We start from the raw sequence: 26206 nt of genomic DNA, 5'->3' as shown, positions 1-26206 counted from the left end.
ATTGGCGTTAAAAAGCAAAAAAAGTCGCCATTCTCGAGAGAATAGCAACTTCTGTGTGCTAATAGATAATAAGTAACTAGTGAAACGATTGCCAAAATTCTCCCTCAGTAGAGATAAGTCCCATAATTTCTGCATAAGGAATACGGAAAGTAGGAAAACCCGCAGAATAAGGAGCAATCTCATACGGTGCGAAATAAAGATATAACGCTTCATTATCTACAAAGAAAGGCTGATCTGAGGTAATTCCTTTATACGTATCCGGAAAAACATAGGAGTACTCAGGATCGTTCTCAATCTGCTTACCTACGATTTTACTGAGCTTCTCCACGTATCTACTTCCTGGCTTAAACAAATCACCTAGCTTATAGAACCTTCCGTTACGTACATTAGTATGTGTATAGATTTTGGTAGGCATGCCGTGGGCTGCTCCAAAAGGATAACGGTAACCCGTTAACTCCAGCACTAGAAGGTTTTTGCGGAAAAAGGACACTGAAAAATCACCATTATAACTGAAATCCTGTGTTGCTCCATTACTACCTGGGTCTTCGACTAGCGAAAGCTTCCGTAATTTATCATTAACCTCTCTAGAAACTTCCGCGCTTGCAATTCCTTCAACAACCGGATAGTAAACCAGATAATCCCTGTTCGGTTTATACTTCTTCTCGACTACTGAATATGGAGGTCTCAGTGGGATGACTCCATTTTGCCTCCAAATCTGCTTCCCTTGACGATCATAATATGCTGTACGTTGATCTATATCTGCTCTAATTAGGCGTCCACTGAGGGTAAGTGTTCCCGTCCCTTGAATAACTGGAGGCTGAGCTGCTCTTTTTCCAGTTCGATCTATAAAAAAAGTCTCCTTAGCATCATATACAGATGCCAGTCCGTCCTGATAATTATTCACACCAAGCAGGGTATGATTGCTCAGAATTGCTCCTGTCTCTGCATCAGCGATAATGTAACGTGAGCCTCGATAAGGTTGACTAGGGAATATTGGTGTTCCTATAGCTGCTCTGCCTTCACCAAGCTGCAGGACTTCATAATATTTCGCGGGGATAATCATTTTTCCTTGTTTATCAATCAGCCCGTAGGCGTTGCCATAGTTCTCAGCGGTATTCACCACTGCACGCCCCTCAGAGAAAGGTAAGGCAGAGGTAAATTGTGGCTGAATAGCTACTGTTCCATCCGTGTTTAAATAGCCGTACTTACCGTTCTCAGTCGCTTGATAGGAGAGCAGCCCATCACCCGGACTCCCTACGAATGGATGATTGTACGTATAGAGAATCTTCCCTTCAGGATCAATGAGTGCGTACTCTCCCTCTTTAATCTTGACCAAAGCCACACCATTCATGAAATCATTGGCGTCCACATAAATTGCAGGCAAAACCTCTTTGCCTTGCGCATCTACATACCCATATAGTGATGGACCACCCGTTGTATTTTGTTTCGAAAATAATGCAAGTCCCTCATGCAATGAGTTTAGATAATCATAACGGGCTGGAGTCACCTCTTTACCTTTTTCATCGATAAATGTGTACCCTTTCGCATCTGATACTACTGCGCGTCCTTCCGAAAAAGGGGCAATGAACGAGTAAATGGGCTTCACCCGCTCCCTTCCAGAGCTGTCGATCAGTCCGCTACTTTTTTTTCGTTGTACAATTGCTAGCCCGTTCTTCTGAAAATCCTCAGCATATTCGTATCTAGGTTCAATCTGAGCACGACCTTCGTCGTTAATATATCCCCAGAGCATACCCTCTTTAAGATTAAAAGGCGCCGGATGTAGCCCAGTATTCCTTAATCCGTCATCAACCCACTCCGGTAATACATACGGCGTCTCATAAGGCTTATTAGAGTAGTCTACACGATATAATCCCGCCTCTGCCGGGATCGTAACGAACAGCTCCTCTTCTGTGCGTATGAAATCTTCTTCTTGCTGCGTAATATATTCGTTCCAGCCAATGCCGTCCCATCTCCATACATCCGCTTGCAATGGACCATTGTCATTCCCTTTCCCCAGCTCATTCAATCTAATCCTTAACATCGAGTCGCTCCCCTTTAACAAAGGCATTTGCCTATAGAATATGGGAGAATGTTGGTTTATGTGATTTTGATCTTTGAGGTGTGGGAGGAAGGTTAGGGTGTGTAATAGGTGGGGCGTGCGGGAGAACGTGACGGCGAGACTGAAAGCTGTGCAAGTGGTGAGGCGGGGCTTGCGTGAGCAGACTAACGGGCGGAGGGACTGGGATGGAGCACGCCTGGAGCGAGGAGTAACGTAGGATGTGCAGAGTTAGTATGTGGGTGGGTTTATTTTGTGCGAGATGTGCTGAGTGAGCATGGAAGTGCGATTGATGTGATGATGCGGTATGTGCTGAGCGGCCGCTCCACGAACGGAATGTTGCTCCCATCGCTGCTGTCTCCAAATCCCTTGATTTGCACCTCAGTTTCGGATGAAATTCGGAGACAAAGGCGAACGCTACCGCTTGTACGCAATCATTCCGTTCTCTCCGCTGCTATCAGCGTGTTTCGTCAACACTATCTCACTATGTAGCTCGTTTCTATCGATTCAAGGCAGTTACACCTCCTGTTCTTCCACAGTAGCTCGTTTCGGTATTTCTGGGGCATTTATACCCCTTATTCTTCCACTTCGGCTCTTTTCCGCTATTTCTGGGGTATTTATGCCCCTTATTCTTCCTCTATGGCTCTTTACCGCTATTTCTGGGGTATTTATGCCCCTTATTCTTCCTCTATGGCTCTTTTCCGCTATTTCTGGGGTATTTATGCCCCTTATTCTTCCTCTATGATTCTTTTCCGCTATTTCTGGGGTATTTATGCCCTTGTTTCTTCACGCTTCCGCTCATATAGCTCATTTCAGCCGATTCTACGGGATTTTTACCGTTCTTTTGCCACTTGTAGCTCATTTCAGCCGATTCTGGGATTAATACCGTTCTTTTACCACTTCTAGCTCAATTCAGCCGATTCTACGGGATTTTTACCGTTCTTTTGCCACTTGTAGCTCATTTCAGCCGATTCTGCGGGATTATTACCGTTCTTTTACCACTTGTAGCTCGTTTTCGCCAGTTCTAAGGGATTTATACCGTTCTTTTACCACCTGTAGCTCATTTCAGCTGATTCTACGATATTTTTACCGTTCTTTTACCACATTTCAAACAAAAACGAGTGAAGTGTCTTCATGTAATATAAGTTGGTCTTAGACGTGGCTAAGTCTCTATAGGATTACTGGCGGCAGTAGGCGAAGGTGTTCTCACGATGTTGTTGTAGCGGTTTTGGATATAGTGATGTTGGTTGTGACAGTGTTAGTTGTTTGTTTTACCTGCTACTTTTTCGAAGCGAAGCCATCGAAAAAGGCATGCCAAAAAGCGTTTGCGATAACTAGCAAACGCTTCTTCTGCCCTGCCCCAGCGAGGTGATATAGGTAACGGAGCTAACGCGGTATCAATCAAGGAACTGAGAACAACAGTGATCAGAAGCCCAATATTCCCCGGAGTTAGCCCTTAATCACTACGCCTAAATCTCTAATTCTCTATCACGTTACTCCCTAATCACTACGCTGCTACTTCTTCGAAGAGTACTTCCGCATATCAAATGCGACAGCGGCTATAATAATCAAACCTTTGATAATCAACTGATAGTACGGGCTAATACCGATAAAGGTCAGACCGTAGTTAATGAGAGTAAAGATGATAACCCCCACTAGAACACCCGGCACAGTACCGATACCCCCGGTTGTAGATACACCACCAACTACACAAGCTGCAATGGCATCAAGCTCATACATGTTACCGTAGTTATTAGTTGCTCCACCTGTTCTAGCAGCTTCCAGAACACCTGCCAGACCATAAAGCGCACCAGCAATGGCATAGATGTAAATCAGGTTCTTGGAAACATCGATACCGGATACTTTAGCTGCCTGCATATTTCCGCCAATCGCATACATGTTCTTACCCAGCTTGGTTTTATTGAATACCACCCACACAATGGCGGCGACCGCCAGGGCTATCAGCACGATATAGGGGATTGAATATTGACCGCTTCCGATAAAGCCGGAACCAATTTTGGTGAAGTCAGGACGCAGACCACCAATCGGCTGGGATTGGTTCGGGTCCATATCAAAGTACAGGGAGTTCAGCCCGTACACGATGAGCATTGTACCCAGGGTAGCGATAAATGGCGGAACGTGAAGCTTGGAAACGACAATACCATTTATAAGTCCACAGAGAAGACCAGCAATGATAGCAATTGCTATAGGAAGGATTACTTCCACTTGCGGAAGATCTGGAAAAAACCGACGGGAATAGTCTGGGATTTGCAGCATCGAAGCGGAGATAACCGCCGTAAAACCAACCACCCGTCCAGCGGACAAGTCAGTACCTGCCGTAATAAGGATAAAGGCAACCCCAAGTGCGATGATAACGCGTGTAGACGACTGAATCAGTACGTCACGTAGGGTGTTGATGGACATAAAGTTTGGATCGTATATGATGATCCCCATAATCAGCAGTACCAGCACAATGTAAATTGCGTTTTGAGTCACAAAGGATTGAGCTTTTTTAACGTTCATTAGTAGTGATCCCCCTTAAAATTACGCAAACATATTCTCCTATCCGTACTCCTTAATGCTGTGCAGCGAGACGCATAACTTCGGTTTCCGTAGCTTGCTCGCCTTCTAATATTCCTGTAAGCCGTCCTTCCGACATGACCATTACACGGTCAGACATTCCGAGCAGCTCCGGCATTTCAGAGGAGATCATAATGATACTCTTCCCTTGCTGGGCCAAGTCGGCAATTATGGAGTAAATCTCGAATTTAGCCCCTACGTCGATACCACGGGTCGGCTCGTCCAGAAGCAGGATTTCGGGCTCAGTAAGCAGCCATCTGGCGAGTAGCACCTTTTGCTGATTACCACCAGAAAGATTCATGATTAGCGTTTTGGTTGTTGGCGTTTTGGTACGTAATTTTTCAATCATTTTATCGACTTCCACTTTCTTCTTTTTCCCATCTAGTAAAAGGAGAAGTTTCTGGTAACGATGTAGATTAGCAATCGCACCATTCTCATGAACAGACAAGACTGGAAATATGCCTGTTACACGACGCTCTTCGGTAAGCAAAGCCATTCCGTGTTTCTTAGCATCTTTCGGAGAATTGATAGTAACAACCTTGCCTTTAATAGAGATCGTTCCGGATTTCAAGGCTCGCAAACCGAACAACGCCTCAATTACTTCAGTTCTCTGGGCACCTACCAGACCCCCAACACCAAGGACCTCTCCACGTCTTAATTCGAAAGACACATCTTTAAAAGATCTTTCCTCCGGGGAGGTTAAACCTTCCACTTTCATGTATACTTCACCAGGTACGTTGAAGCGTTCAGGGAAACGGCTGGTCAAATCGCGGCCCACCATTTTTGAAATGATAATATCTGTAGTTAATTCCGCCGCTGGCCAGGTTCCGATTTTTTTACCGTCACGCATAATAGTAACTTCGTCAGAGATTGCGAGAATCTCTTCCATTTTGTGAGATATATAGATAATAGCTACGCCTCTACTTCTGAGATCCCGTATGATCCGAAATAAATGTTCCACCTCCACACTGGTTAAGGAAGAAGTGGGTTCATCCATTACAATAACTCGGGAGTGAAAAGAGACAGCCTTCGCAATTTCAATGGATTGGATTTTGGATACGGAAAGCTTACCCACTAATGTTTCGGGATTCAGGTCGATATCCAGATCTTTAAACAAATTTTCCGTATCAGTGAACATTTTCTTATGGTCAATAAACTGAATCGGTCCGATTCCCTTCGTTGGAAAACGTCCTAGCCAGATATTCTCCATAACACTACGGAACGGCACGGGATGCAGCTCCTGGTGAATCATCGAAATACCACTTTTTAACGCATCATTTGAACTGCTGATAGAAGCCTTCTCGCCATCCAAAAAGATCTCACCGGCATCCGGTGAATAAATACCAAAAAGACATTTCATAAGTGTGGACTTACCTGCACCATTCTCACCCATAAGTGCATGCACCGAACCCGGTCTCACCTTTAAACTAACATCATCCAGCGCTTTGACGCCGGGGAATTCTTTAGTAATGTTGTTCATTTCCAGCAAAAACTCAGCTTTTTCCATGTTGTTACGCCCCCTACGCTTTTTTTCTTTTTTATGAGAGGCACAGCGGTTCCATCCTGTTCCCTGCCTAAAAGAAATACCGAGGAGCGGTTATTCGCTCCCCGTGCTGTCATATGATCATGAGTAACTCTGTAGCCGAGGTTAATTACTTAGCGTCAGCTATGTTGTCTTTCGTAATCTTTTTGTAGGAAATCCATACGTATTGATTATCAGTGATATCAAAACCTACATTATCTTTCGTAGGCGTTTCGCCTTTAGCAAGCAGAGCGGCAACTGTGATAGCAGCCTTACCTTGGTTATTCGCATCATTCAGCACCGTTCCAAGCATTGTTCCATCTTCCAGCGCTTGAATCGCAGGAGCAGTTGCATCCACACCTACTACCGGCATGAATTTGTCACCCGTAAAGTAGCCTGAAGCTTTCAGAGCTTCGATTGCACCGAGGGCCATATCATCGTTGTTAGCAAGAACAGCTTCAATTTTGTCGCCGTGGGAGCCAAGGAATGCCGCCATTTTTTCTTGTCCTTTTACGCGATCCCACATTGCTGTATCTTCAGCCAGTTTCTCTACCTTGATTCCTGCATCTTCGATAGCTTGAATAGAGTAAGTAGTACGAAGCTCAGCATCTTGGTGTCCTGGTTCACCTTTCAGCATTACATATTGGAGAACTCCGTCGCCGTTCTTGTCCGCTTCAGGATGTGCTTTCCAGTAGTCAACAATCAGTTGGCCGGACATTGTACCGGACTCTTCTGCTTTCGCACCTACATAATAAACTTTATCCCATTTCTTCATATCTTCAGGAAGCGGTTCGCGGTTAAGGAATACCACTGGAATGTTTGCTGTTTTTGCTTTTTCGATAATGACGCCAGCAGCTGTACGGTCAACTGGGTTAATCAACATCCCGTTATATTTTTTAGTGATGAATAAGTCAACCTTGTCATTTTGTGTTGGTTGTGAATTTTGGCTATCTACGATATCTACTGTAGCGATGCCTTTAGCAGCACTATCGATAGCGTTACGAACACCTGTCATAAAAGTATCGTCAAATTTGTAAATGGCGACCCCAACTTTAGGCGTTTCTGTTGTAGTGCCCGAGTTCTCAGTCTTTGGAGCGTTAGTTGCCTTGTCTGAAGCACTATCTGTAGTTTTGTTGTTGCCACCACAGCCTGTCAGAGCAGCACCCAGCAAAGCACTAGCTAATAGAACGGAAGTGATTTTTTTCATTATTCATTGACCTCCTATTTATACTTCTTTTTTTGTTTGCCCCTGATCGTCTCGGGTACATCCATATTATGCCTCACCTGAAAACGCTTGCGAATATAAAATCCTACTCATTACTATAAAAATTCTAATGAACCCAAGAAGAAATATAAGGATGATTTTCATTAAAAATTTATACTTTCTTATATTCTAAAATAAAAAACGAATACCGCCCCATTCAAGGATGGTATCCGTTACACGAAACGTATAAGCATAAACGCCTTCGGCGCCTATTTTAAAACAGCTCCTATCTAACAAACGGAAATAACAGCTTTTGATTCTCTGGCCACAGCATATTGTCCAAATCAATTAGCTTTGTTCCTGTATCGACGCGTTCTGGTACATCGATTCCTTCGATCACTTCAACGGCATGTTTTACAGCCAAATACCCGTTGCTAAAAGGATTTTGGATCACTGTTGCTTGAACAGTACCGTCCTGCAGCAATTCCATCATGGAAGGAGAGCTATCAAAGGCTACCATTTTTATATTTTGCAGGCCCCGACTTTGGATAGCCATTGCGGCCCCTTGTGAAGCAGTCTCATTCAGGCTCGCGATTCCCCGAAGATTCGGATGCTTCAGCAGCATCAGTTGCGTAAGATCTTCTGCATCCTTAATACTGGAGGTCGTGTATGAAATCTCAACCACTTGTATATTCGGATAACGTGCAGTGTAATTTAAAAATCCCTTTTCCCGCTCCTCTGCGTCTCTTGCACCATACTCAATGCCATTAGAAGACTCCAGCTTCTCACTCTGCGTTGAATTGGTGAAGTTAATAATGCCAACCTCGCCGTATCCTTTTAACAGCTTGATCAATCGTTCTGCAGATTTTTGACCCGCCTCATAGCCGTTCGAGCCAATATATGTCCTTACTCTTGCTGAACCTACTTCCGCATCTACGGATATGACAGGAATTTTGGAATACGCCGCCTGATCTACAACCTGAGCAAGCCCCATGTAACTACTTGCAGCTAAAATAATCACGTCTGCTTTTTCTTTTATGGAGTCCTGCACCATCTTCACCTGTTCTGTGATGTCACTCTCGGAGTCCGGAGCTTTGAAGGTTAGTTTGACGTTGAATTCCTGCGCTGCAGCTTCTGCTCCCAATTTAACCGTATTCCAGTAATCGCCCCTGTTCATTTTCACAATAAGATGAATATTACGGGTCTTATTTGTATTGATGTAATTGGGCGCTGAATTAAAACAAGAGGTAACTGTAGTCCATAACACCGCACACATTAACAAGGTTAGCCAAAAACGAAAGGTTTTCATGACGATGTCTCATCCTCCTTAAGCCCTTCATTGCCTTCGCCTTTTGCTAGTGCCGGGAAGATAAGGGTAACCGTAGTGCCTTCTTCAATTTCACTTTCAAAAGAAAGTCCATATTCACGGCCATAGTACAACTCAATACGCTCGTTCACATTTCTTACGCCTACCCCGGAACCACTCATACTCTTACTGCCGCCTGTCAAAATAACCTTCATAGTCTCCTTGGACATTCCTAATCCATTATCACTAATCCTTATAATGACAAGATTGTCCTTCAGTTCTGCTTGGATAGAGATAAAGCCTTCATCAGGCATCATTTCTATTCCGTGATACAAGGCATTCTCTACAATCGGCTGCAAAATCAGCTTAATCGTCTGACACTGCAGTACTTCATCTTGTGCAATGATCTCGTAGCGGAATTTATTTTTAAAACGAAAGCTCTGAATGACGAGATAATGACGAATATGATCAAGCTCTTCCTGCACGGTAATCATATTATTCCCTTTGCTTAGACTAATTCGGAAAAACTTAGATAAAGATTGAATCATTGTAACGACCTCCTCCGTCTTACCACGCTCAGCAAGCCGGATCACAGAGTTCAAAGTATTGTACAAAAAGTGTGGATTAATCTGGGATTGCAGAACTTCAAGCTCACCCTTACGTTTCGTCTCTTGTTCATAAATAATTTGATCCATCAATTGACGAATACGCTGTAGCATGAGGTTAAAGCGTTTAGACAACTGTTCTACCTCATAGGCACCACTCACATCGATTCGAGTATTAAGATCCCCTTCTCCTACCTGCTGAAGTGTCCGTTCCAGCTTACGGATCGGGCGGGCAATTCGCGCAGACAAAACGACAGATACGATAATTACACATAAAATAACTACCGCTAAGAACCAGGATAAAAAGTTGTTCAGATCACGCTTGGTGGTCACGATCTCGTCATAATAAGCAACACCTACTATTTTCCACCCGGTCTGTTCTAACGTACGTACTGTAATAAATCGTTTTTCACCTGTAGACTCATCCAAATAGCTACGATAAGCATATTCCAATACCGGCTCCACATTCTCATACTTTAAACCAGCATAAATAAGCTGCTGCTGCGGATGATACACGATGTTGCCTAACTGATCGAGGATGTAAGCGTATCCTCTTTTACCAAGCTTAACCTGCTTACTCAGCTCATCTATGGTGCGAAAGTTAAAATCCATCAGGAGGATACCCGTTTTTAGGACTCCATTTTCCTGATATTGAATGAGTTTACTGATCGACACAACCCAAATATATTGACCTTTAAACAAGTTCTGAATATGGGGCGCTGAATAGGAGATCTCAGATGTTCTTTTGGCCGTTGTAAACCAGCTCTGGGTTTCTAACTGTGTGTTGCTGCGCAACTTCTGTCCTGCTGTACCCACGACGTATTTCCCCTGTGGTGTAAAAACCGCAGCAGAAACCAGATCCTCTCTACTTCCCATTAACATGGCCATTCTTTCCATCAGTAAAGCGGAGTCCACGGAGGGACTATTCGTAATTTGATCTTCTGCAGTTTCAAAAATATTTCGCATTCCTTTTACATAAAGCTCCAAATTGTAGTTCACTTGCTCAATAATCTGCTGCATATTCATATTGGCATTCTCTTCTGCTGTCTTCGCAAACTTGTTATACAGCATAAGGCTGACAACGACGGCTACAAGAACGGCAACGGATGTAAAAGTGAGCGTAATCGTTACTTGAATACTACGCAGCTTAGAGGACAACCGGCGTTTTCCCCCTGTTGGATGCTGCGGCCGCAGTCGAAAAGAATAGGGCTTTTCTTGCCGCATAACTACCCTCCTCTGGAGCTATTTTTATACTCTTTGGGAGACTGACCATATTTTTTACGGAAGCAAAAGCTGAAATAGTTAGGATCAGCAAAGCCAATTTTCTCGGCGATTTCAAAAGCCTTCAGTTCCGTGGAGCGTAAAAGTTCCTTTGCTGCCTCTAATCGGATTTGCAAGAGATAACTAACGAAAGTCATCTTCATTTCCTTCTTAAAAATACTGCTAAAATAACCCGTACTGATATGTAAATGCTGACAGACCCTTCCGATAGAAATATCCGATTCTTCATAATGGCTACGGATGTAATCTTTAGCTTCATCAATGAGCAGCTTATAGCTAGATTGGCGTTCTAAGGCAATAGAGTCCATTAGCCGGCTGCAGATCGTAATAATCCATTGCTTGGCTTCACTCATACTATTGAATTTATTCATCTCAGTTAATGAGGAAATGCCAGATCCAACGAACTTAGCAGCATCACTACCGGACTCTTTGGCTACACGCAGAATGGATGTAATAATCTCCAGCAAAAAAATCTGATAATCCTGAGTAGATACCTGCTCAGCATTCAATCCGCCAAATAACTCCTCCACGACCTCCTTAAGCTCCTGTACGGTTCCCATCTTAATCGTTCGGATTAAGGACTGCTGGGTCAATTCATCATAGGCCAAGAGTGTATTCGAACGTGACTCCACATCCTCGATCCAAATGACTCTGTTGTTGCCAAGAATGAGACGATAATCTAACGCTTGCATGGCATCTCCAAAGGAGTTAAATAGCATAGCAGGCGAGTGACAAACCGTTCCAGAACCAGCGGTTACCGTTAGCTTAAGAAACCGCTGCACATTGTGGCGGATTTCTTCTAAAATTTCAAAAGTTTTCCCCGTAATTTCAGTTTCTTCTCCTGCATCACAAATGGAAAGAAGCACTACCTCATCACGATGGATAAACACCCTGCCAAAATTATGCTTATTACATAATTCTTCTGCAATATTCAGCACAGCGAAGAGCTGTAAATTTCTCTCTCCCGTATCTCGCAAAGAAATTTGCTTACCTGCGGTAAGGCTAACCGTTTCCCGCTCTGGACGAATATAATCCACACTAATTACCGAGGCTTGGAACCATTTCCCATGTAGATCTATTCCGTATTCCGAACTTTTCTCATCTATTTCATTCATTCGTAACTTGCGTGAAACTAGTGAAGATAAAAACTGCTCACGCAGCACAGGCAGACTTTTCCGATAATGCTCACTGAGTACAAAAACATTCTCCTTCTCTGCAATTTCAGCCTCTATAGTGGCTCTGACCTTTAGCAGAACATCAATCAACTCCTGTGAAGAAAACGGTTTCAAAATATACTCATCGATTTGCAGTTTAATCGCCTTCTGTGCATATTCAAATTCATCATACCCTGTCAGAATAATGATCTTGGTATTAGGATGCCGCTCGCGAATCCATTCCGCCAGCTGCAGCCCGTTCATAAAAGGCATTTGAATATCAGTCACAACTACATCCGGGAGCAAACGATCTATCGCATCCGCTGCCTCTCGTCCATTCTCCGCCTGTTCTACAATTTCGAAGCCATAGTGCTCCCAATCAATCTGACTGATGACCCCTTCCCTTACATCTTCTTCATCTTCAGCAAGTATTAACTTGTACATTTCTCATCCCTCTTTGGACACGATTTATTTAACTGTCATAAAATTCATTCTATATGATTCAAACTATTCCATCTATGGTTAAGTTATTTAAATAGATTTTGAGCAAAAAAAAACCATCCCGCCGTAGCTGGGATGGGGATGATCGGAACCTATAAGTATTATAGCAACGCTTTGTTAAAGCGATAGCCTGCTGTCTTTTCGAAACCTAGATGACGATAAAAAGCATGTGCCGGTGCGCGTTCTACGCGGTTACCACTTCTCAAGAAGAGCTGACAGCAACCTTGCTCACGTGCCCATTCTTCAGCTGCGGCCACAAGTCTTTTACCGAGTCCGTTTCCTCTGAGTTCTTCTGATACGATAAGTGCAGTAATCTCAGTGATACAATCTGTCTGTTTGTAATACGAGATTACCTGTCTAAGACCGACCATTCCCACAACTTCATTGTTTAGTTCTGCAACAAGCGTGCATTGGAGATGGTTATTCTCCATGCTTTCAAGTCTCTCTTTCATCACGCTAAGCGTTGTTGGATAGCCGAATTCACGCAGAAGCGCTGTCACTCTCTCCAGATCATTCAAGCCGCATTTGCGAATTTCCAGTACAGGTGCCATGGTACTACTGTTCATCCTCATTTACCTCCACTTTTAGCATAGACGCTGCCTGCTTGGCTACCGTCCGCGCGATTTCCACATTTTCCGCCGCACTTAACGCTACAGCCATCCGCCGCCCTGGACGGACTTCTGGTTTACCAAACACCCGAACCTGAGTCCTAGGTAGTTCCAAAGCTTCACCAATTCCGGTCACAACAAAAGCTCGTCCTTCTCCTTCAGCCTTCAGCGTAGCTGAGGCACCTGGTGTCAGTAATTGTACTGACTGGACTGGAAAACCAAGAATAGCTCTGACATGCACTGCAAATTGAGATAAATCCTGCGTTGCCATCGTTACCATCCCCGTATCATGAGGTCTAGGGGACACTTCACTAAACAATACGCCTCGATCCGTCAAGAAAAGCTCCACTCCAAAAATACCAAAACCTCCGAGCTGATCGGTAACTGCCTTGGCAATAGACTGAGCTTCATCCAGAAGTTCCGCCTTCATAAAGTGAGGCTGCCATGATTCGACATAATCCCCGTCCTTCTGAATATGCCCAATAGGTGGACAAAATATCGTGCCAGACACGGACCGCACCGTTAAAAGTGTAATCTCGCTTTCAAAGGTAACGAATGCCTCTACGATAACACGAGTCCCTTTAGCTCTCGCTCCATCCAAAGCAGTGTTCCAGCATTCTTCTGCATCCTCCGGCCTTTTGCAAACACTCTGACCTTTGCCGGAAGAACTCATAATCGGCTTGATGACACAAGGAGTGCCTAGTTCTGCAACAGCTTGATGCAGTTCTTCCAGACTATCTGCAAAACGATAATCCGCTGTTGGCAATCCAAGTTCTTCAGCAGCAAGTCGGCGAATGCCTTCTCTGTCCATGGTCAGACGAGCCGCTCGTGCGGTCGGAACAACGAAGAAACCTTCCTGTTCAAGCTCTTGAAGAGCATGAGTAGCGATTGCTTCAATCTCCGGAACAATAACATCCGGTTTTTCTGAGCGAATAAGCGTTTTAAGCGCCTCTGCATCCAGCATATCAATAACATGTGAACGATGAGCTACACCCATCGCTGGTGCATCGCTATAACGGTCTACAGCTACGGTCTCTACGCCAAGACGTTGAGCTTCGATTATGACTTCCTTACCCAGTTCCCCGCTGCCCAGTAGCAGCAGCTTGCGGCTTTGAGCTGAAAAAGGAGCTCCCCACATTGTCGATTTCAACCTCTTTCGGCAAATTGACTATCTCGTTTCCATAAATTTCTGAAAACAAAACAGTTTCATTGTATATTTTCAGGCTTCTTTATTTTCATCCATCATACGCCAGATTGCAAGTGTTCTTCGACAATTTCCTACAAATTTCAAAGATTTTTGTCTAATCTATCAACGAAAGATTGTTCCAAGAGAGATAATTGGTGACCTAATTGACCCCAATGATCTGCGGATTCACCCCCTTTAAGGAGATCTAACATCGCTTTCTCTTGCTCTGCTAACCCTTCTTGTAGGCGTTCTGCAGCAACCTTTAATTCTCTGGCTATGCAATCGACATAATGCGTAAGCAATTTTTTCTTCTGCTCTGCCGCCGCAACATTAACAGCTTCTTTCACAAGAGGCTCAGCCGCACCTTTGACTTGCTCCCGGCCAGCGCCTTCAAAGAAATAGCGAGGCGATTTGAAATGTCCCCATAAGGTTGGCCATTCCACGGACTGAAGCTGGCATTCAAGCTCACTAGGAGAAGGCCATTTTGCTTCTTCATTCTCCATCAGATGAAACTCTTGAGTAGAGAAAAACAGCTCAGTAGCAGCCGCTTCAGCCGCTTCATGAACAAGTCTACGCCCGGTACTTTCCAGTCGCAACGTTGTCGCCCATAGCTCTTGCTCCAATTCACGTTTAGTGGTACGCATCAGCTCTGCACCACACGCAGCGAAGATAGCTTTTAAATTTCCTGCGTCTTCACGTAATAATGAGGGGTGGAAAGATTCCTGAAAATTTCTGGTGAAGGAGAAGCTAATTCTTTGACAGACATGATAGATCAGTTCCTCACCTTCATGAACAAGATCTCTGCTAGGACGTTCTTCGGTCTCCAATAGGGAAAGTCTCTTCATAGCTAGCTGACGACGTTCTTGCATTTCTTTTAATCCTGCTTCACGCTCGTTTGCCGCCATGGAAGCGAGATTCTGCCACTCTTCCGCTCTGCGGCGAACAGATGCGATGCTCTCTGCAGCTGCGTTAAGTGAAAGTTGAGGAAGTTCATCCCCCGCAAAGCTTGATAAGGCTTGCTCAAAATGATGGAAACGGGAAGCCTCATAGCGTGCATAATCATGCTGGGTTTTGCCTTCCAGAGCAAGCAAGCTAGAGAGTGCATAAATTCTCGGCGAGCGTAAGCCGCCTGCACGTAAATTTTGAGCAACATGTTCTCGTACCTCTTCCAATTCATCTTCGCCTGAAGCAAGATCAGAAGCGTTGATAATAAAGAACATTTTATCAAGTGCAAAGCTATCTTTAATTCGGCCTAGCTGCGCAAGCAGACCTCGATCTGCTTTTGAAAAGGCGTGGTTGTAATAGGTAACAAAACAAATCGCGTCTGCGTTTTTCATGTAATTAAAGGTTACGCCTGTATGACGAGCATGCAATGAGTCGGCTCCTGGTGTATCCACGAGTACAATTCCGCTTTCGGTCAATGGACAGGCATAATACAAATCAATCCCCTGCACAAAACAGGCTCGGGTCTCCTCCGCTACAAGGCCTCGGTATTCTTCTAAATCAACCGTTCGCACCGTTCCCAGCAAGGGCTCAGCTTCTGCCCAGCCAGCCGCTGCTGCCCTTAGAAATCCCGCATGTGGCAACGCAGAGGGATGAACTCCCCTTGCAGGTAAGCTTGCTAGAACTGTTGTCCATGAGTTTTGCTGTGGTTCTCCTAGTTGCAGCACACTGAAGGAATGGCAGATGTCATCCCAGAAATCTGCCATGGTCTTCATTGTGACAACCGCGCTGGCATGGCGGAAGTCACCTTCCGGCGCCAATATGCGGTTGACCGCAGCCGTGGCGGGATGTGGAGACACGGGCAGCACCTCTTCGCCGAGCAAAGCGTTGGCGAAGGAGGACTTACCCGCGCTGAATGCACCGAACAGCGCGAGGGTAAAGCGGCCGCCGGCGAGATCCTCTGCCCGTGCGGCCAGACTCCGCGCCGCCGATGCCATCGCTGGCTCGCGGCGCAGCAGCTCTGCCGCAGCCGCCAACGCTTCAGCGGCTGCCGATAGCCGGCGGCGGCCGCCCGCCGGCGAAGCCGTTCCCGCCGCCCAATTTGCGGCGGCGGCACTTCCAGCCGCGACGTTTTGCGGCGGCTGGACCTCCCGCGGTGCGGCGCTCTGCGCAGCCGCTCGCGGGGTTACCCTCACCTCCGGCAGGATGCCGGGGGTGAGGGGCCGGCGCGGCGGCAGCAGCGCCGCGAGCTCGTGCGCGCGGGCAGCTGCCGCGCGGTCCAGCGCGGCTAGCGCGTCAACGGCGCGCGCCTGCCGCGCAAGAGCCTGTTCGCGGCGCTGGAGTACGGCACGCTGCTCATCCATGTGCGGAGGCAGCTTCGCTAACAGCTCATCGCTCACCGCTAACGCGGCACGGCGGAACTGGCTCTTAATATCAGCCGCAAGTGTGCGGCAGAAATTGAGCAGCGCCTCGCCGCTATACCCCGTTCCCGGCTTAACTGCAGCCGCCAGCCACTCCTGGCTCACCGCCGGGAATCCTTGCTTCAGAGTCATCTCCGCCTCCTCCTCCCACAGCCCGAGATTCTCCGCCCAATCACGTACCAGCTGAATCAAATGCCATTGCAGCTGAGCAGAAACCTCTCGGGTCAACAGTCCTTGCCAGACTGCCAATCGTTTACTTTGTTCCTTCTCCCGCCGTGCAGCCGTAGAGAATAACCCTAATCGAAACGTAGGGCTAGCACTTTCCATATAGCTTCCCGACGCCTCTCTTACATCTGCAGGCATTAGATTAGCATTATTAAGTAAGGTGTCTAGGCCAGTTCGCAAACTCGCTCGTGACTGCTGAGGCAACGCCTCAAGTCGTTCCTTCTCTTCTTCGAGTGACTTCAGTTCATTCGTCACTGTCTCTGCCTTCGTACCTTCTAGTTCTTCAAGGAGAGCTGCTCTTTCCTCCTGCTGATCTTCACGGAATGCAGTTAGAGAAGAATCCGCTGTATGATGAATAGAACGAGACAAGCTATATTGAAGCAGCTGTTCCTTTTGTTCCAACAGTTCGGTTATAAGGCTGAGTAGATGATCCCAATGATTAAGAGGATGCTCTTTCTTTTTGAGAGAGGTGAATAGAATTCCCGCACAATGAATCCCCCATTGTTCAAAAGCATTTTCAAGTTGACGTTTATATTCCTCAATGGAAATCTCTTGTTCCCTGTGCTTATCGATCTGATTAACAATCAGATACAAAGGTTTACCCCAGTCACTAAGATTTTTAGCAAAGGCCAAATTATTCTCTGACTGTACATGGTTATAATCCATTACATAAAATACGACATCAGCTAAATGCAGCGCAGAGCGGGTGGCCGCCTGATGACCATCATCCGTCGAATCTACACCAGGTGTATCCAATAGTACGCCATCCTTGCCTAGCAGTGGTATCTCATTCCACACTTCAATTGCGGAATATTCACCACCATTTCGACAGTATTCTTGTAATCTTTCTGGAGTTGTCTCTATAGGAGAAGGATCATTTTTACTTCCTTTAACTCTAGGATAAATAAGCACTCGTGGAACTCCACTGCGAATAGAGACAATATTCGCACTAGTCGGCACAGGTCCAGAAGGTAGCACTGAACTGCCGCAAAGAAGATTGATCATACTGGATTTTCCTGCCGAAAAATGTCCGCAAAAAGCAAGGGTCAGTTCATTCCCACCCTCTTTATGTTGTAAATCTTCATATATACGTTCAGATCCCTCATCACCCCAGCGATGCATTAATCCACGCAACTGGAAAAGCAGCGATGCCGTTTCACTTAATGTCTCTTTCTCGATTCTAACCTGTTCCGCTCTCACTGACTCTCCACCTCCACTGTTACCATCTAATCATGCTTTGAATATAACCCATTCAAGAATACGAAATCAGACTCATTATAAAAATATAGGAAAGTAAAAGTTTCACATGATACATTATCCTTATATTTCTCGCTTAAACGCTTACCGTCCTTATAAGGACGCCGAAGACGTTTATGCTTATTCAATGTTTATACAGGTGTAATTTCTGTGATGTCACGCAGAACCTTTTTTATAAATAATAATTACAGTTTATCACCAGTTTGACACAAATTAAATACACACTACTTACAAAATAACCTATCATCTCTTACGAAATGAGGTTATTCAAACATCTTTCTGCTTTTTCGCTAGAAAAGTAAGAAACAAAAAAGGAGCCAGCCCTAGGGCCGACTCCTTTTATCACTTCTAAATTTATGCAGTTTCCGAAACAGGCAACAGAATTTCGAATACTTTTCCGTGTTGCAGAATAGTCAAACCACGAGATTTATCTCTCATTACAACAACCTCGGGTTTCACTGACATACGCTCAAAATAGTGTTCAGGAACGTCACCGGAATGACTGATCGTGATACCTTCTACTTCTTGCTCTTCGTTCTCTTCAAGTGGGCTTTCCACTACGCGATCAAAAATATCCGAGAACACTTCAAAATTATCTGTGTATACAGAAATGCATTTCATCTCTATCCCATCCTCTTCTTCAACTCTAACTTTTTGGCGTATGATCTTTAGCTTTCCTGACAACAGCTGTTTTCATACGTTTTTTGCCCTCTCGACATACATCAAGGAGCGGACAAACTTGACATTTTGGGTTCTGTGCCTTGCAGTGATATCGTCCGAAAAAGATAAGCCGGTGATGAGTGATCGTCCATTCGTCACGTGGCACAGCCTTCATCAGCTTCTTTTCCACTTCCAGCACAGAATCTTTCCAGCCTGCTAATGCAAGTCGTTTAGCAACCCTCTCCACATGCGTGTCCACTGCAATGGCAGGAACTCCAAAAGCATTGGATACTACTACATTTGCAGTTTTACGACCTACACCGGGTAAAGTTACAAGCAAGTCATGAGCCTCAGGCACCTCGCCACCATACTGTTCTATGAGTATAGAGCATAGGCTTTGGATATGCTTAGCTTTGTTACGATATAGGCCGATGCGCCGGATATCCCCCTCCAATTCCTCCAGCGGTACAGAAATATAATCGATGGGGGCTTTGTACTTTTGGAACAGGTCCACGGTCACTTTGTTCACCGTTGCATCCGTACATTGGGCTGATAACAGTACCGCTATCGTTAATTCAAAAGCGTTACTGTGATTTAGCTCGCAATGAGCATCAGGGAACAAGTCTCCAATCGTATCCAAAATGTGGCGGACCTCTGCAACTTTCATAGTGTCCCCTCCACGGAGTGATTACGCTCATTAAAACTCACATGAGCGTGTCCTCTCTAATGTAAAGAAATATAAGCAAAGTCTGTATTATAACGTATGGTTTCATACATTTCAAGAAAATACAACTCTTATACTTTCTTATATTTCAAAAAAAACGTCTTGACGCAGGCAAAGCTCCTGTGTCAAGACGGTGATTCACCCAGAAATCCACCATTGCTACTATTGTTTCACAATTTCAACCACGATATCATTATTGAAATACATTATAATATTATCATTTTCTTTCAGAGATTGCACGGACAATGTCGTATCTCCTTGATGAATATATACATTTGAAGCAAGAGTGAACTGATACTTATCGTTCAGATTAGCTCTCTTAGTCACCAATGAGTTCGCCGTACTGTCATAGCGAGAGAATGAACGAGTTAACTGTGGTAACACACGAATGACTGTCGCTCCATCCGTGCCTTTACGAATCTCCACTCTGTCCGCTGTTGTTAAGTTACTTAGAGCAGTTGTTGTAGCGCCATCACGAATGATTCTAACCCCACCGCTTACAGCAAAGTTTTGTGCCGCTCCAGCATACTCTTTTACAACCAAACTATTCGCTGCAGCATCGACTGAATTAATCTGACCCGTTGTAAGCTTAACTGCCTGAATAGCGAGTGGAGTGCTTCCATCAAAAGTCACATTCAGAAAATCTCCCGATTTCACAGCTGTCAGCTTAATGCTCTCGCCAGCTTCATTTGTTATTGGAAGTACAGCAGTATTGATCTCACTTGTTCCACCGCTCCATTTAACACTCAAACGATTTGTTCCGGCATTAACAGTTGCTGCTTCAACTTGTAAAGCTGTCTTCACTTTCAGTACTGCAATAATGTCCTGGCCAGTTGTCAGTGAAGCTGTCACATTACTACCAACAGGAACATCACTTAAAGTTGGACTATTCTTACCAAAGAGATCAATTAATTGTGGATAAGGCATCGTTAAAGTTTGCCCATCATTAAGCTTCAATACAATAGTTCTCGAGGAAGTATTAACAGCCGTCAAGGTTCCTTCATACTTTGTGACAATTTCCAACGATAAAGCCCGTTGTCCTATAGCTTTTACATTTACTTTACGGTTCTCAATAAGTTTCGTACCGATATTAGTTAAGTTAGGAAGTGCACCTTCAATTAACAGTTTTGTTTTTTCATCCAACTGAACGACATGCGCCTTTTTATTGGTATCCATAACTGTCAACAGCTGAGTTTTAGTATTATAATCAATAACCGTCGCTCCACTATACTGCTCAATTTGACGACTTAACACTTCAATCTTTATGACTTGATCACTGCTGTTCAGCGTAAGCTGAATTTTGTCCCCACCTACTGTGTCAGCTATAAGATCATCGGCCACAGCGCTATTCATGTTTGGAATAACAATTGATGGTTTTGTTGCCAGCAGTTTGACTTCACGAGTTCCATCTTCTTTTTTATAAACAACAGTTGAACTGGTCAGTTCTGTAAGTACACCTTGAACTGTCCGTTCAACACCTTCTGTCACTTCTACAGACCGTATCACATTTTCTTTAACCGTATATTTAACAGCAGAACCTGTCTTCAATTCTGCAGGCTGCAACACGGATGCTTGATAAGTGAATAATGAAGTTCCATCTTCCCATTTAAAGGTTTCCACCGCACCAGCAGCATTTTTAAACGTAATGCTTTTCCCAGTAAGATCTATACTTTGAACGGTACCTGTTGTCGTTTTGTTAACTACCCCTGAAGTCACTTGAACCTTGACCACTTTATGTGAACCACTATAAGTTTCACGCTGTAACGTAACTATGCTGTCTGCTACCAGCGAAGCAGGTTCAATTGAAGTCCCACTTGCGTCTACAAAGGTAGTCGTTTCATCGTAGTAATATTCAGTGAACCCAGTAGCTGATTTCAGCCATAGCTTATTACCAGGTGCTACCATTGCGAAGCTTCCGGAAAGGCTCTCCACTTGTTGTGTAGGGTCAGTCACTTCAACATAGGCTGCGTTATATGTCGCTCCAATTACAGTAACCTTTGTGTAAGGTTGGATATCACTTAGATTTATTCTACTTTCAGAAGCGCTTGTGTAATAAGCGGTGCTCGCTCCCAGGGTATATGTAGAAGTCTTTCCGTTATTATAAACGGATAGTTTCCCATCTGCTAATTGACTGATTGTTCCTGTGTAAGTGTTATCATACTCAAGCGTATTATGGGCTTCTGCCCGACTGAAAAAGGTCGCCAGCTGAGCACGGGTCACAGCCCCTTGAGGATCAAAACGATTACCGTCAAGGCCATTGGCTAATTTTAGATCAACAGCAACGTTGATGTACCCTCTTTTGTTTGCAGACACTTTAGCATCGTCTGCAAAGCCTGTCGGTTTGCTAGCTGCTACAGTTGCATCTGCACTTTTTCCTAGTGCACGAATTAACAGTTCAGCAATCCATTCTCGGGATGCTTTACGTTCACCCCATGAAGTTTTCAAATTATCAGGAGACATTTCCGTAGTTTTGTCCAAAAGACCTTGCTGGAAAGCTAGAACAACGTAATCTTTGTAATAATTTGAAACCTTAAAATCAGTAGGCAAGGCCACAGCTGAAGAAGTATCCACTTTATCCTGCAACTTCATAAAACGTAATGCCATAAGCACGGCTTCCTGCTGAGTTACAGAATCTCCCGGGCGAAACAAACCATTATTTCCAACCACAATTCCTTGTGATGCTAATTTATAAATATGCTTTTCAGCCCAGAAGCCTGTCTTCACATCGCTAAAAATGCCTACAGATTGTGTAGTGGTTGTTGCTGCTGTCGTAGCAGCTGTATCTGCAAACACTGCGCTTGCGCCACTAAAAATCATGGTTCCAGCCATAACAGCCGATACTGCTTTCGTAGAATAAGCCTTCAATGGACGTTTTGACCTTTTTTGCGCGGACAATAGATTATTCCCCTCTCTATGACTCAAATAAATAGTAAAGTTTAAAGTTCGTCAGTTAGATGCTTTTATCCTTTGTTGTAATAACAATTAGCTATTATCTCTAGTCATAGGATGCATTAGGTCAACATGACCCATCAAGCTTTCAACCTTTTCACCATCCACCAAAACTTCGATGCTTTTTACTTCTTCAAATTGAAAATAGGTTTTGGCAAGTGATGAAATCGCTAAGGACTCCCCACCAGCACCCAGCTGTGCTTCATCCGGTTTATGAAGATCCATCACAATTTGACCATCAACAAACTTTAACGATTTCAGTTCAATCTTGCCCCATAACGATACAAGGTCAGTATTCTCGTTGCTTTGCAATGCTTTGAACGTCTCTGTATATTTCTCAACATCGTCAGAGAAGCTAATGCTAGTCTTAGCAGGAATCAGATCCATAACTTGTGAATCCGTATAATATGCATAGATACTCTGGCTCTGTTTTTGCTTCTCATCTGCTACTGGCTTTGCAGTTGCCTGAGTTTCTGTGTTGCTATTATCTGCTGTCGGTTGCGGAGTGCTAGTCACTTCGTTTCCTGGTTCATCGCTTGGAGCCGGTGTACTTTCCCCCGCACCACTTACAACATTTGAAGTATCTTGCTCCACACCATTTGCTGGAGCCGCAGTAGGCTTGTCTCCACAGCCAGCAATCACTAGCAGAAGCAGTGTAGCGATCCCAATTGTACTCCATTTTTGTTTCATCATTAATAAACGCCTCCTCTAGATGAATACGGGCAGACAGGTACCACAAAACCACTTCTTGCCTTTTAAAATAAAAGCAGAAAGCTGACTTTGCGGCGCTCGTCTGCCACTGGTCTGTTATTTTATACCCAAATATTCCTTAATCCCACTCACTATTGAAGCCGCAACTTTGTTTTGAAGTGCATCTGTAAAGAGCAATGCTTCATCTTTTTTGTTGCTAAGGTATCCCACTTCAAGTAATACTGCAGGCATTTTCGTTTCACGGATAACATGGAAATTCCCATAACGTACACCGCGATCGCTAAGCCCTGTAGCTTGAACAAGATATTTATGCATCACGTTCGCCAATGCTTTACTGGCTTCCCGTTGATAATACGTTTCTGTTCCACTAGCTGATGAGGAACCTGAGCTATTGGCGTGTACAGATATGAAGATATCAGCTTTTAAATTATTCGCCATAGCTGCTCTTTCTTTAAGCTCCAAGAAAGTATCATTACTTCGTGTTAACACGACGTCAATATTACTTTCTTTTTTCAGCAATTCAGCTGTCTTAAGTACGATGGCCAAATTAAAATTCTTCTCGTATTTACCTGTAACACCCACTGCTCCAGAATCTTTAGCCCCATGCCCTGCATCTAATACTACTAGCTTTCTGCCATTATTTCCTGGTTGTGTAGTAGTATCATCAGTGCTTTCCGCATTTAGATCGATTACAACAAGCTTAGAATCGTCTCCAGTTACGCTAACGTTGTAATTCTTAGCATAGTTCAAATCGATTACAAAACGTACTGTATAAGGATTCGTGCTATAAAGGGAGTAACGTACTCCTGATACATCGGGATAATCTTTCACTTCCAAGCTACCGTTTAGGTCAGGATCAAGGATCTGTCCTGTGCCAAATAGGTCTGAGAAGGTGGCATTAGGTAAATCAACAACTAACCGATCCGGCCCAGTCATCACTGTCACTTTCGGTACTGAATTACCCTCCATGGCAATGCTCAAACGATTTTCACTAAAGCTCACACCATTTACCATCGTTAAATTCTTAGAAGGATCTACCGGCGGTACAACCTCAGATCCACCATTTTCAGTATTTCCACCTGAACTGCCGTTATCATTTGAGGATCCTGGGGTAATAAGATACACACTCTTCTTCACGTTGTCCCACGAGACATTTAATCCAAACTGTTCACTAATGAACCGAATCGGTACAAGTGTCGTATTACTACGAAGGATAGGTGGTGTGGTAAGTGTTACTGTCTTGTCATCAACTGAGGCTATCTTTTGATTCACAACCAGTTTGATGACCTTTCCTTGCTGTTCAATCGTTACCGTCTTGCTCTTCTGATCCCAACCCACGTTATATCCAAGGCTTTCAGAGATCAACCTTAACGGCACCATGATTGTATCATTCACATTCTCAACCGGGACAGTTTGCCCTGCGGTCAGCTCCTTGCCGTCCAGAAAAATCTTGCTATTCCCGGCAGCAGCATGTCCGTTCTCAGGCAAAACAAATACTAAGAGCAACAAAAACAACATCAAACTGAATTTCTTCATTCTTCACCTCTAAATCTAGTATTCGCCTGTGAATGGCGATCGTGATGGCCTGTCTACGTCAACCTCAGACCTCTATTAGACGCTAATAATCTATAAAGGTTGCGAATATATTCCATAAAAATTGAGAAATCTCACCAACATTAAGCATTAAAGTCCTAGATATTCCTTAATACCGGCTACAATTTCCCTCGCTAATTTGTCTTGAAGCTGCTCACTATACATCCCTGATTCATTTCCTGAATTAGTAAGATACCCCACTTCTAGAAGTACTGCCGGCATACTGGTTTCTCTTGTAACATGCAGACTTTTCGTTCTTACTCCGTTGTCCTTGAATCCAGTACCTGCTATCAGATGTTTGTGCATGACCTGAGCAAGCGGTAGACTCCCACTACGCGAATAGTACGTTTCACTGCCGTTTATTTTGTCTCTATTCGGATAACCCAGCTCTAGTGAATTCCCATGCACTGAAATAAATAGATTAGCCTTTGCTGCTTCTGCGATATTTACTCGATCCTGAAGACCCAACGTAATGTCTTCAGTCCTAGTAAATACGACGTCAACCAAAGCTTCCTGCATAAGTAGTGTTTGTACTTTACGGATAACTGCCAGATTGAAGTCTTTTTCCAGCTTACCCGTGAGACTGACTGCTCCTGATTGTGTCCCTCCATGACCTGCGTCGAGAACTACAACTGGCTTTCCTGTCATTCCACTACCACCTGAGGTGTTCCCTTCACTGCCTGTAACATTCAAATCCAGTGTCACCAGTCCAGTACTTTCATCCATACTTAATTGATAAGGCTGGCTCCCGACCGTTTGAATCACGAACCTAACAGTAGAAGGACTCACACTGAACAACGCATACCGGATCTCAGAAACTAGAGGGTAACCAGTAACATCCAGCTTCCCTTGCGGACTTCCGTTTGTGGTAATACTCGGTAGACCTCCTACGAAATCAGGAGCAAAAGCTGCACCGGGAAAATCTACGACGATTCGATCTGGACTGCTCATTTTTGTGATGCTAGGTTTAGGAGCCCCAGAAACAGCGATGATTAATCGATTCTCAGTGAAGGCTGCCCCATTTACAAGCGGACCTGCTGCATTCACACCAGTGCTTCCTGGTACTGAGGATGATTGTGGTGTCGGTGAGGGCAAAACACTTCCAGCGCTTGTGCCATTATCCACGCCGGGTGTAGTCATCTGAGTTGGAGAAGGAGTACTTGTTGCTGTTGGACTAGTAACGGTTCCCTCAGGTGTAGCCACCGAAGCTTGTCCACCCGTCAAATAGACCGTTTTATCGCTATTATCCCAGCCAACCTTTAGACCGAACTGCTCACTTACGAAGCGAATCGGAACGAGAACTGTACCACCGCTTTGCTTGGGTGCTGCGTTTAAATCAAACGTTACTCCATCCGCATCAGCAGTTTTTTTTCCTACAGCCAGCTCAATGCTTTTTCCATCTTGGTGAACCGTTACTTTGCGGGCCTGCTGCTCCCACAATACCTCAAATCCAAGATTCTCCACTACCACTCTGACGGGAATCATAACGCTACCATTGACGTTCTCAAGTTTAATTCCTTTTGGTAAAGCAAGCTCTTGATTGTCCATAATAATTCTGCCTGAGCTGCTACCAGCTGCGGCAGCTTCACGTCCAGTGAATGATAGTAATAATAATGGCAGCAATAATAGTAGCAACGTTCGATACCCAACTCTTCTCATTTTCCCGCTCCTTCTGCAAGTAATAGATCTAGATAAGTACTAAGACGACAGAAATCACCAAA

19 protein-coding genes are annotated in these 26206 nt (G+C 44.5%); 2 read left to right on the top strand and 17 right to left on the bottom strand.

Going from position 1 to position 26206, the window contains the following annotated elements:
• Positions 1 to 76: 76 nt before the first annotated feature.
• Positions 77 to 2041 carry a WG repeat-containing protein gene (locus tag PAENI_RS23565; protein WP_149646853.1) on the bottom strand — a complete coding sequence of 655 codons (1965 nt, stop codon included), beginning with the start codon at positions 2039 to 2041 and terminating at the stop codon, positions 77 to 79.
• 97 nt (positions 2042 to 2138) lie between these two features.
• Here PAENI_RS23565 and PAENI_RS31970 point away from each other — a divergent pair, with 97 nt between their 5' ends.
• Both PAENI_RS31970 and PAENI_RS23560 read left to right on the top strand, forming a co-directional pair.
• Entirely contained in the window at positions 2139 to 2276 is a 138-nt protein-coding gene (locus PAENI_RS31970; RefSeq protein ID WP_188114658.1) for a hypothetical protein, read from the top strand.
• Positions 2277 to 2311: 35 nt separating this feature from the next.
• Complete coding sequence (locus PAENI_RS23560; RefSeq protein ID WP_149646852.1) at positions 2312 to 2548, top strand: hypothetical protein; 237 nt, start codon at positions 2312 to 2314, stop codon at positions 2546 to 2548.
• 247 nt (positions 2549 to 2795) lie between these two features.
• Here PAENI_RS23560 and PAENI_RS32705 read toward each other — a convergent pair whose 3' ends face one another.
• The 16 genes from PAENI_RS32705 to PAENI_RS23485 form a co-directional block, all read right to left on the bottom strand.
• Positions 2796 to 2918, bottom strand: a complete 123-nt coding sequence (locus tag PAENI_RS32705; RefSeq protein ID WP_262495698.1) for a hypothetical protein — start codon at positions 2916 to 2918, stop codon at positions 2796 to 2798.
• 653 nt (positions 2919 to 3571) lie between these two features.
• Positions 3572 to 4579 carry a galactose/methyl galactoside ABC transporter permease MglC gene (gene mglC / locus PAENI_RS23555; protein WP_076284599.1) on the bottom strand — a complete coding sequence of 336 codons (1008 nt, stop codon included), beginning with the start codon at positions 4577 to 4579 and terminating at the stop codon, positions 3572 to 3574.
• 52 nt (positions 4580 to 4631) lie between these two features.
• A complete protein-coding gene (locus PAENI_RS23550; RefSeq protein WP_149646851.1) occupies positions 4632 to 6143 on the bottom strand; it encodes a sugar ABC transporter ATP-binding protein in 1512 nt (503 codons plus the stop codon).
• Between the two features lie 145 nt (positions 6144 to 6288).
• Positions 6289 to 7365, bottom strand: coding sequence for a galactose ABC transporter substrate-binding protein (locus PAENI_RS23545; protein ID WP_149646850.1), 1077 nt, complete (start codon positions 7363 to 7365; stop codon positions 6289 to 6291).
• Positions 7366 to 7648: 283 nt separating this feature from the next.
• A complete protein-coding gene (locus PAENI_RS23540; protein WP_076284597.1) occupies positions 7649 to 8671 on the bottom strand; it encodes a substrate-binding domain-containing protein in 1023 nt (340 codons plus the stop codon).
• The gene (locus PAENI_RS23535) at positions 8668 to 10497 is read right to left on the bottom strand and encodes a sensor histidine kinase (RefSeq protein WP_149646849.1); all 1830 of its coding nucleotides are present in this window, start codon (positions 10495 to 10497) and stop codon (positions 8668 to 8670) included. Before PAENI_RS23535 ends, PAENI_RS23540 begins: the two co-directional genes overlap by 4 nt.
• A gap of 2 nt (positions 10498 to 10499) precedes the next feature.
• Positions 10500 to 12152: a response regulator gene (locus PAENI_RS23530; protein ID WP_149646848.1), complete on the bottom strand. Its 1653-nt coding sequence runs from the start codon at positions 12150 to 12152 to the stop codon at positions 10500 to 10502.
• Between the two features lie 158 nt (positions 12153 to 12310).
• Positions 12311 to 12775 (bottom strand): GNAT family N-acetyltransferase, encoded by a 465-nt coding sequence (locus PAENI_RS23525; RefSeq protein WP_231573317.1) that lies wholly within the window; start codon positions 12773 to 12775, stop codon positions 12311 to 12313.
• Entirely contained in the window at positions 12765 to 13955 is a 1191-nt protein-coding gene (gene purT, locus PAENI_RS23520; RefSeq protein WP_149647070.1) for a formate-dependent phosphoribosylglycinamide formyltransferase, read from the bottom strand. Before purT ends, PAENI_RS23525 begins: the two co-directional genes overlap by 11 nt.
• A 149-nt stretch (positions 13956 to 14104) precedes the next feature.
• The gene (locus PAENI_RS23515; protein ID WP_149646847.1) at positions 14105 to 17791 is read right to left on the bottom strand and encodes a dynamin family protein; all 3687 of its coding nucleotides are present in this window, start codon (positions 17789 to 17791) and stop codon (positions 14105 to 14107) included.
• 411 nt (positions 17792 to 18202) lie between these two features.
• Positions 18203 to 18469 (bottom strand): hypothetical protein, encoded by a 267-nt coding sequence (locus PAENI_RS23510; protein ID WP_042129455.1) that lies wholly within the window; start codon positions 18467 to 18469, stop codon positions 18203 to 18205.
• Positions 18470 to 18494: 25 nt separating this feature from the next.
• Complete coding sequence (gene nth / locus PAENI_RS23505; RefSeq protein WP_042190074.1) at positions 18495 to 19175, bottom strand: endonuclease III; 681 nt, start codon at positions 19173 to 19175, stop codon at positions 18495 to 18497.
• 219 nt (positions 19176 to 19394) lie between these two features.
• The gene (locus PAENI_RS23500) at positions 19395 to 22127 is read right to left on the bottom strand and encodes an S-layer homology domain-containing protein (RefSeq protein ID WP_149646846.1); all 2733 of its coding nucleotides are present in this window, start codon (positions 22125 to 22127) and stop codon (positions 19395 to 19397) included.
• Positions 22128 to 22214: 87 nt separating this feature from the next.
• On the bottom strand, positions 22215 to 22874 hold the full coding sequence (locus tag PAENI_RS23495; RefSeq protein ID WP_149646845.1) for a GerMN domain-containing protein: 660 nt from the start codon (positions 22872 to 22874) through the stop codon (positions 22215 to 22217).
• Positions 22875 to 22988: 114 nt separating this feature from the next.
• Positions 22989 to 24428 (bottom strand): N-acetylmuramoyl-L-alanine amidase family protein, encoded by a 1440-nt coding sequence (locus PAENI_RS23490; protein WP_149646844.1) that lies wholly within the window; start codon positions 24426 to 24428, stop codon positions 22989 to 22991.
• Between the two features lie 147 nt (positions 24429 to 24575).
• Complete coding sequence (locus PAENI_RS23485; protein WP_149646843.1) at positions 24576 to 26144, bottom strand: N-acetylmuramoyl-L-alanine amidase family protein; 1569 nt, start codon at positions 26142 to 26144, stop codon at positions 24576 to 24578.
• Positions 26145 to 26206: the final 62 nt, after the last annotated feature.

It is taken from the genome of Paenibacillus sp. B2(2019), assembly GCF_008370385.1.
In the GTDB taxonomy this organism is placed as follows: domain Bacteria; phylum Bacillota; class Bacilli; order Paenibacillales; family Paenibacillaceae; genus Paenibacillus_AQ.
Note: the sequence above shows the minus strand (reverse complement) of the source record. Positions and strands in the feature narration are given on the sequence as shown.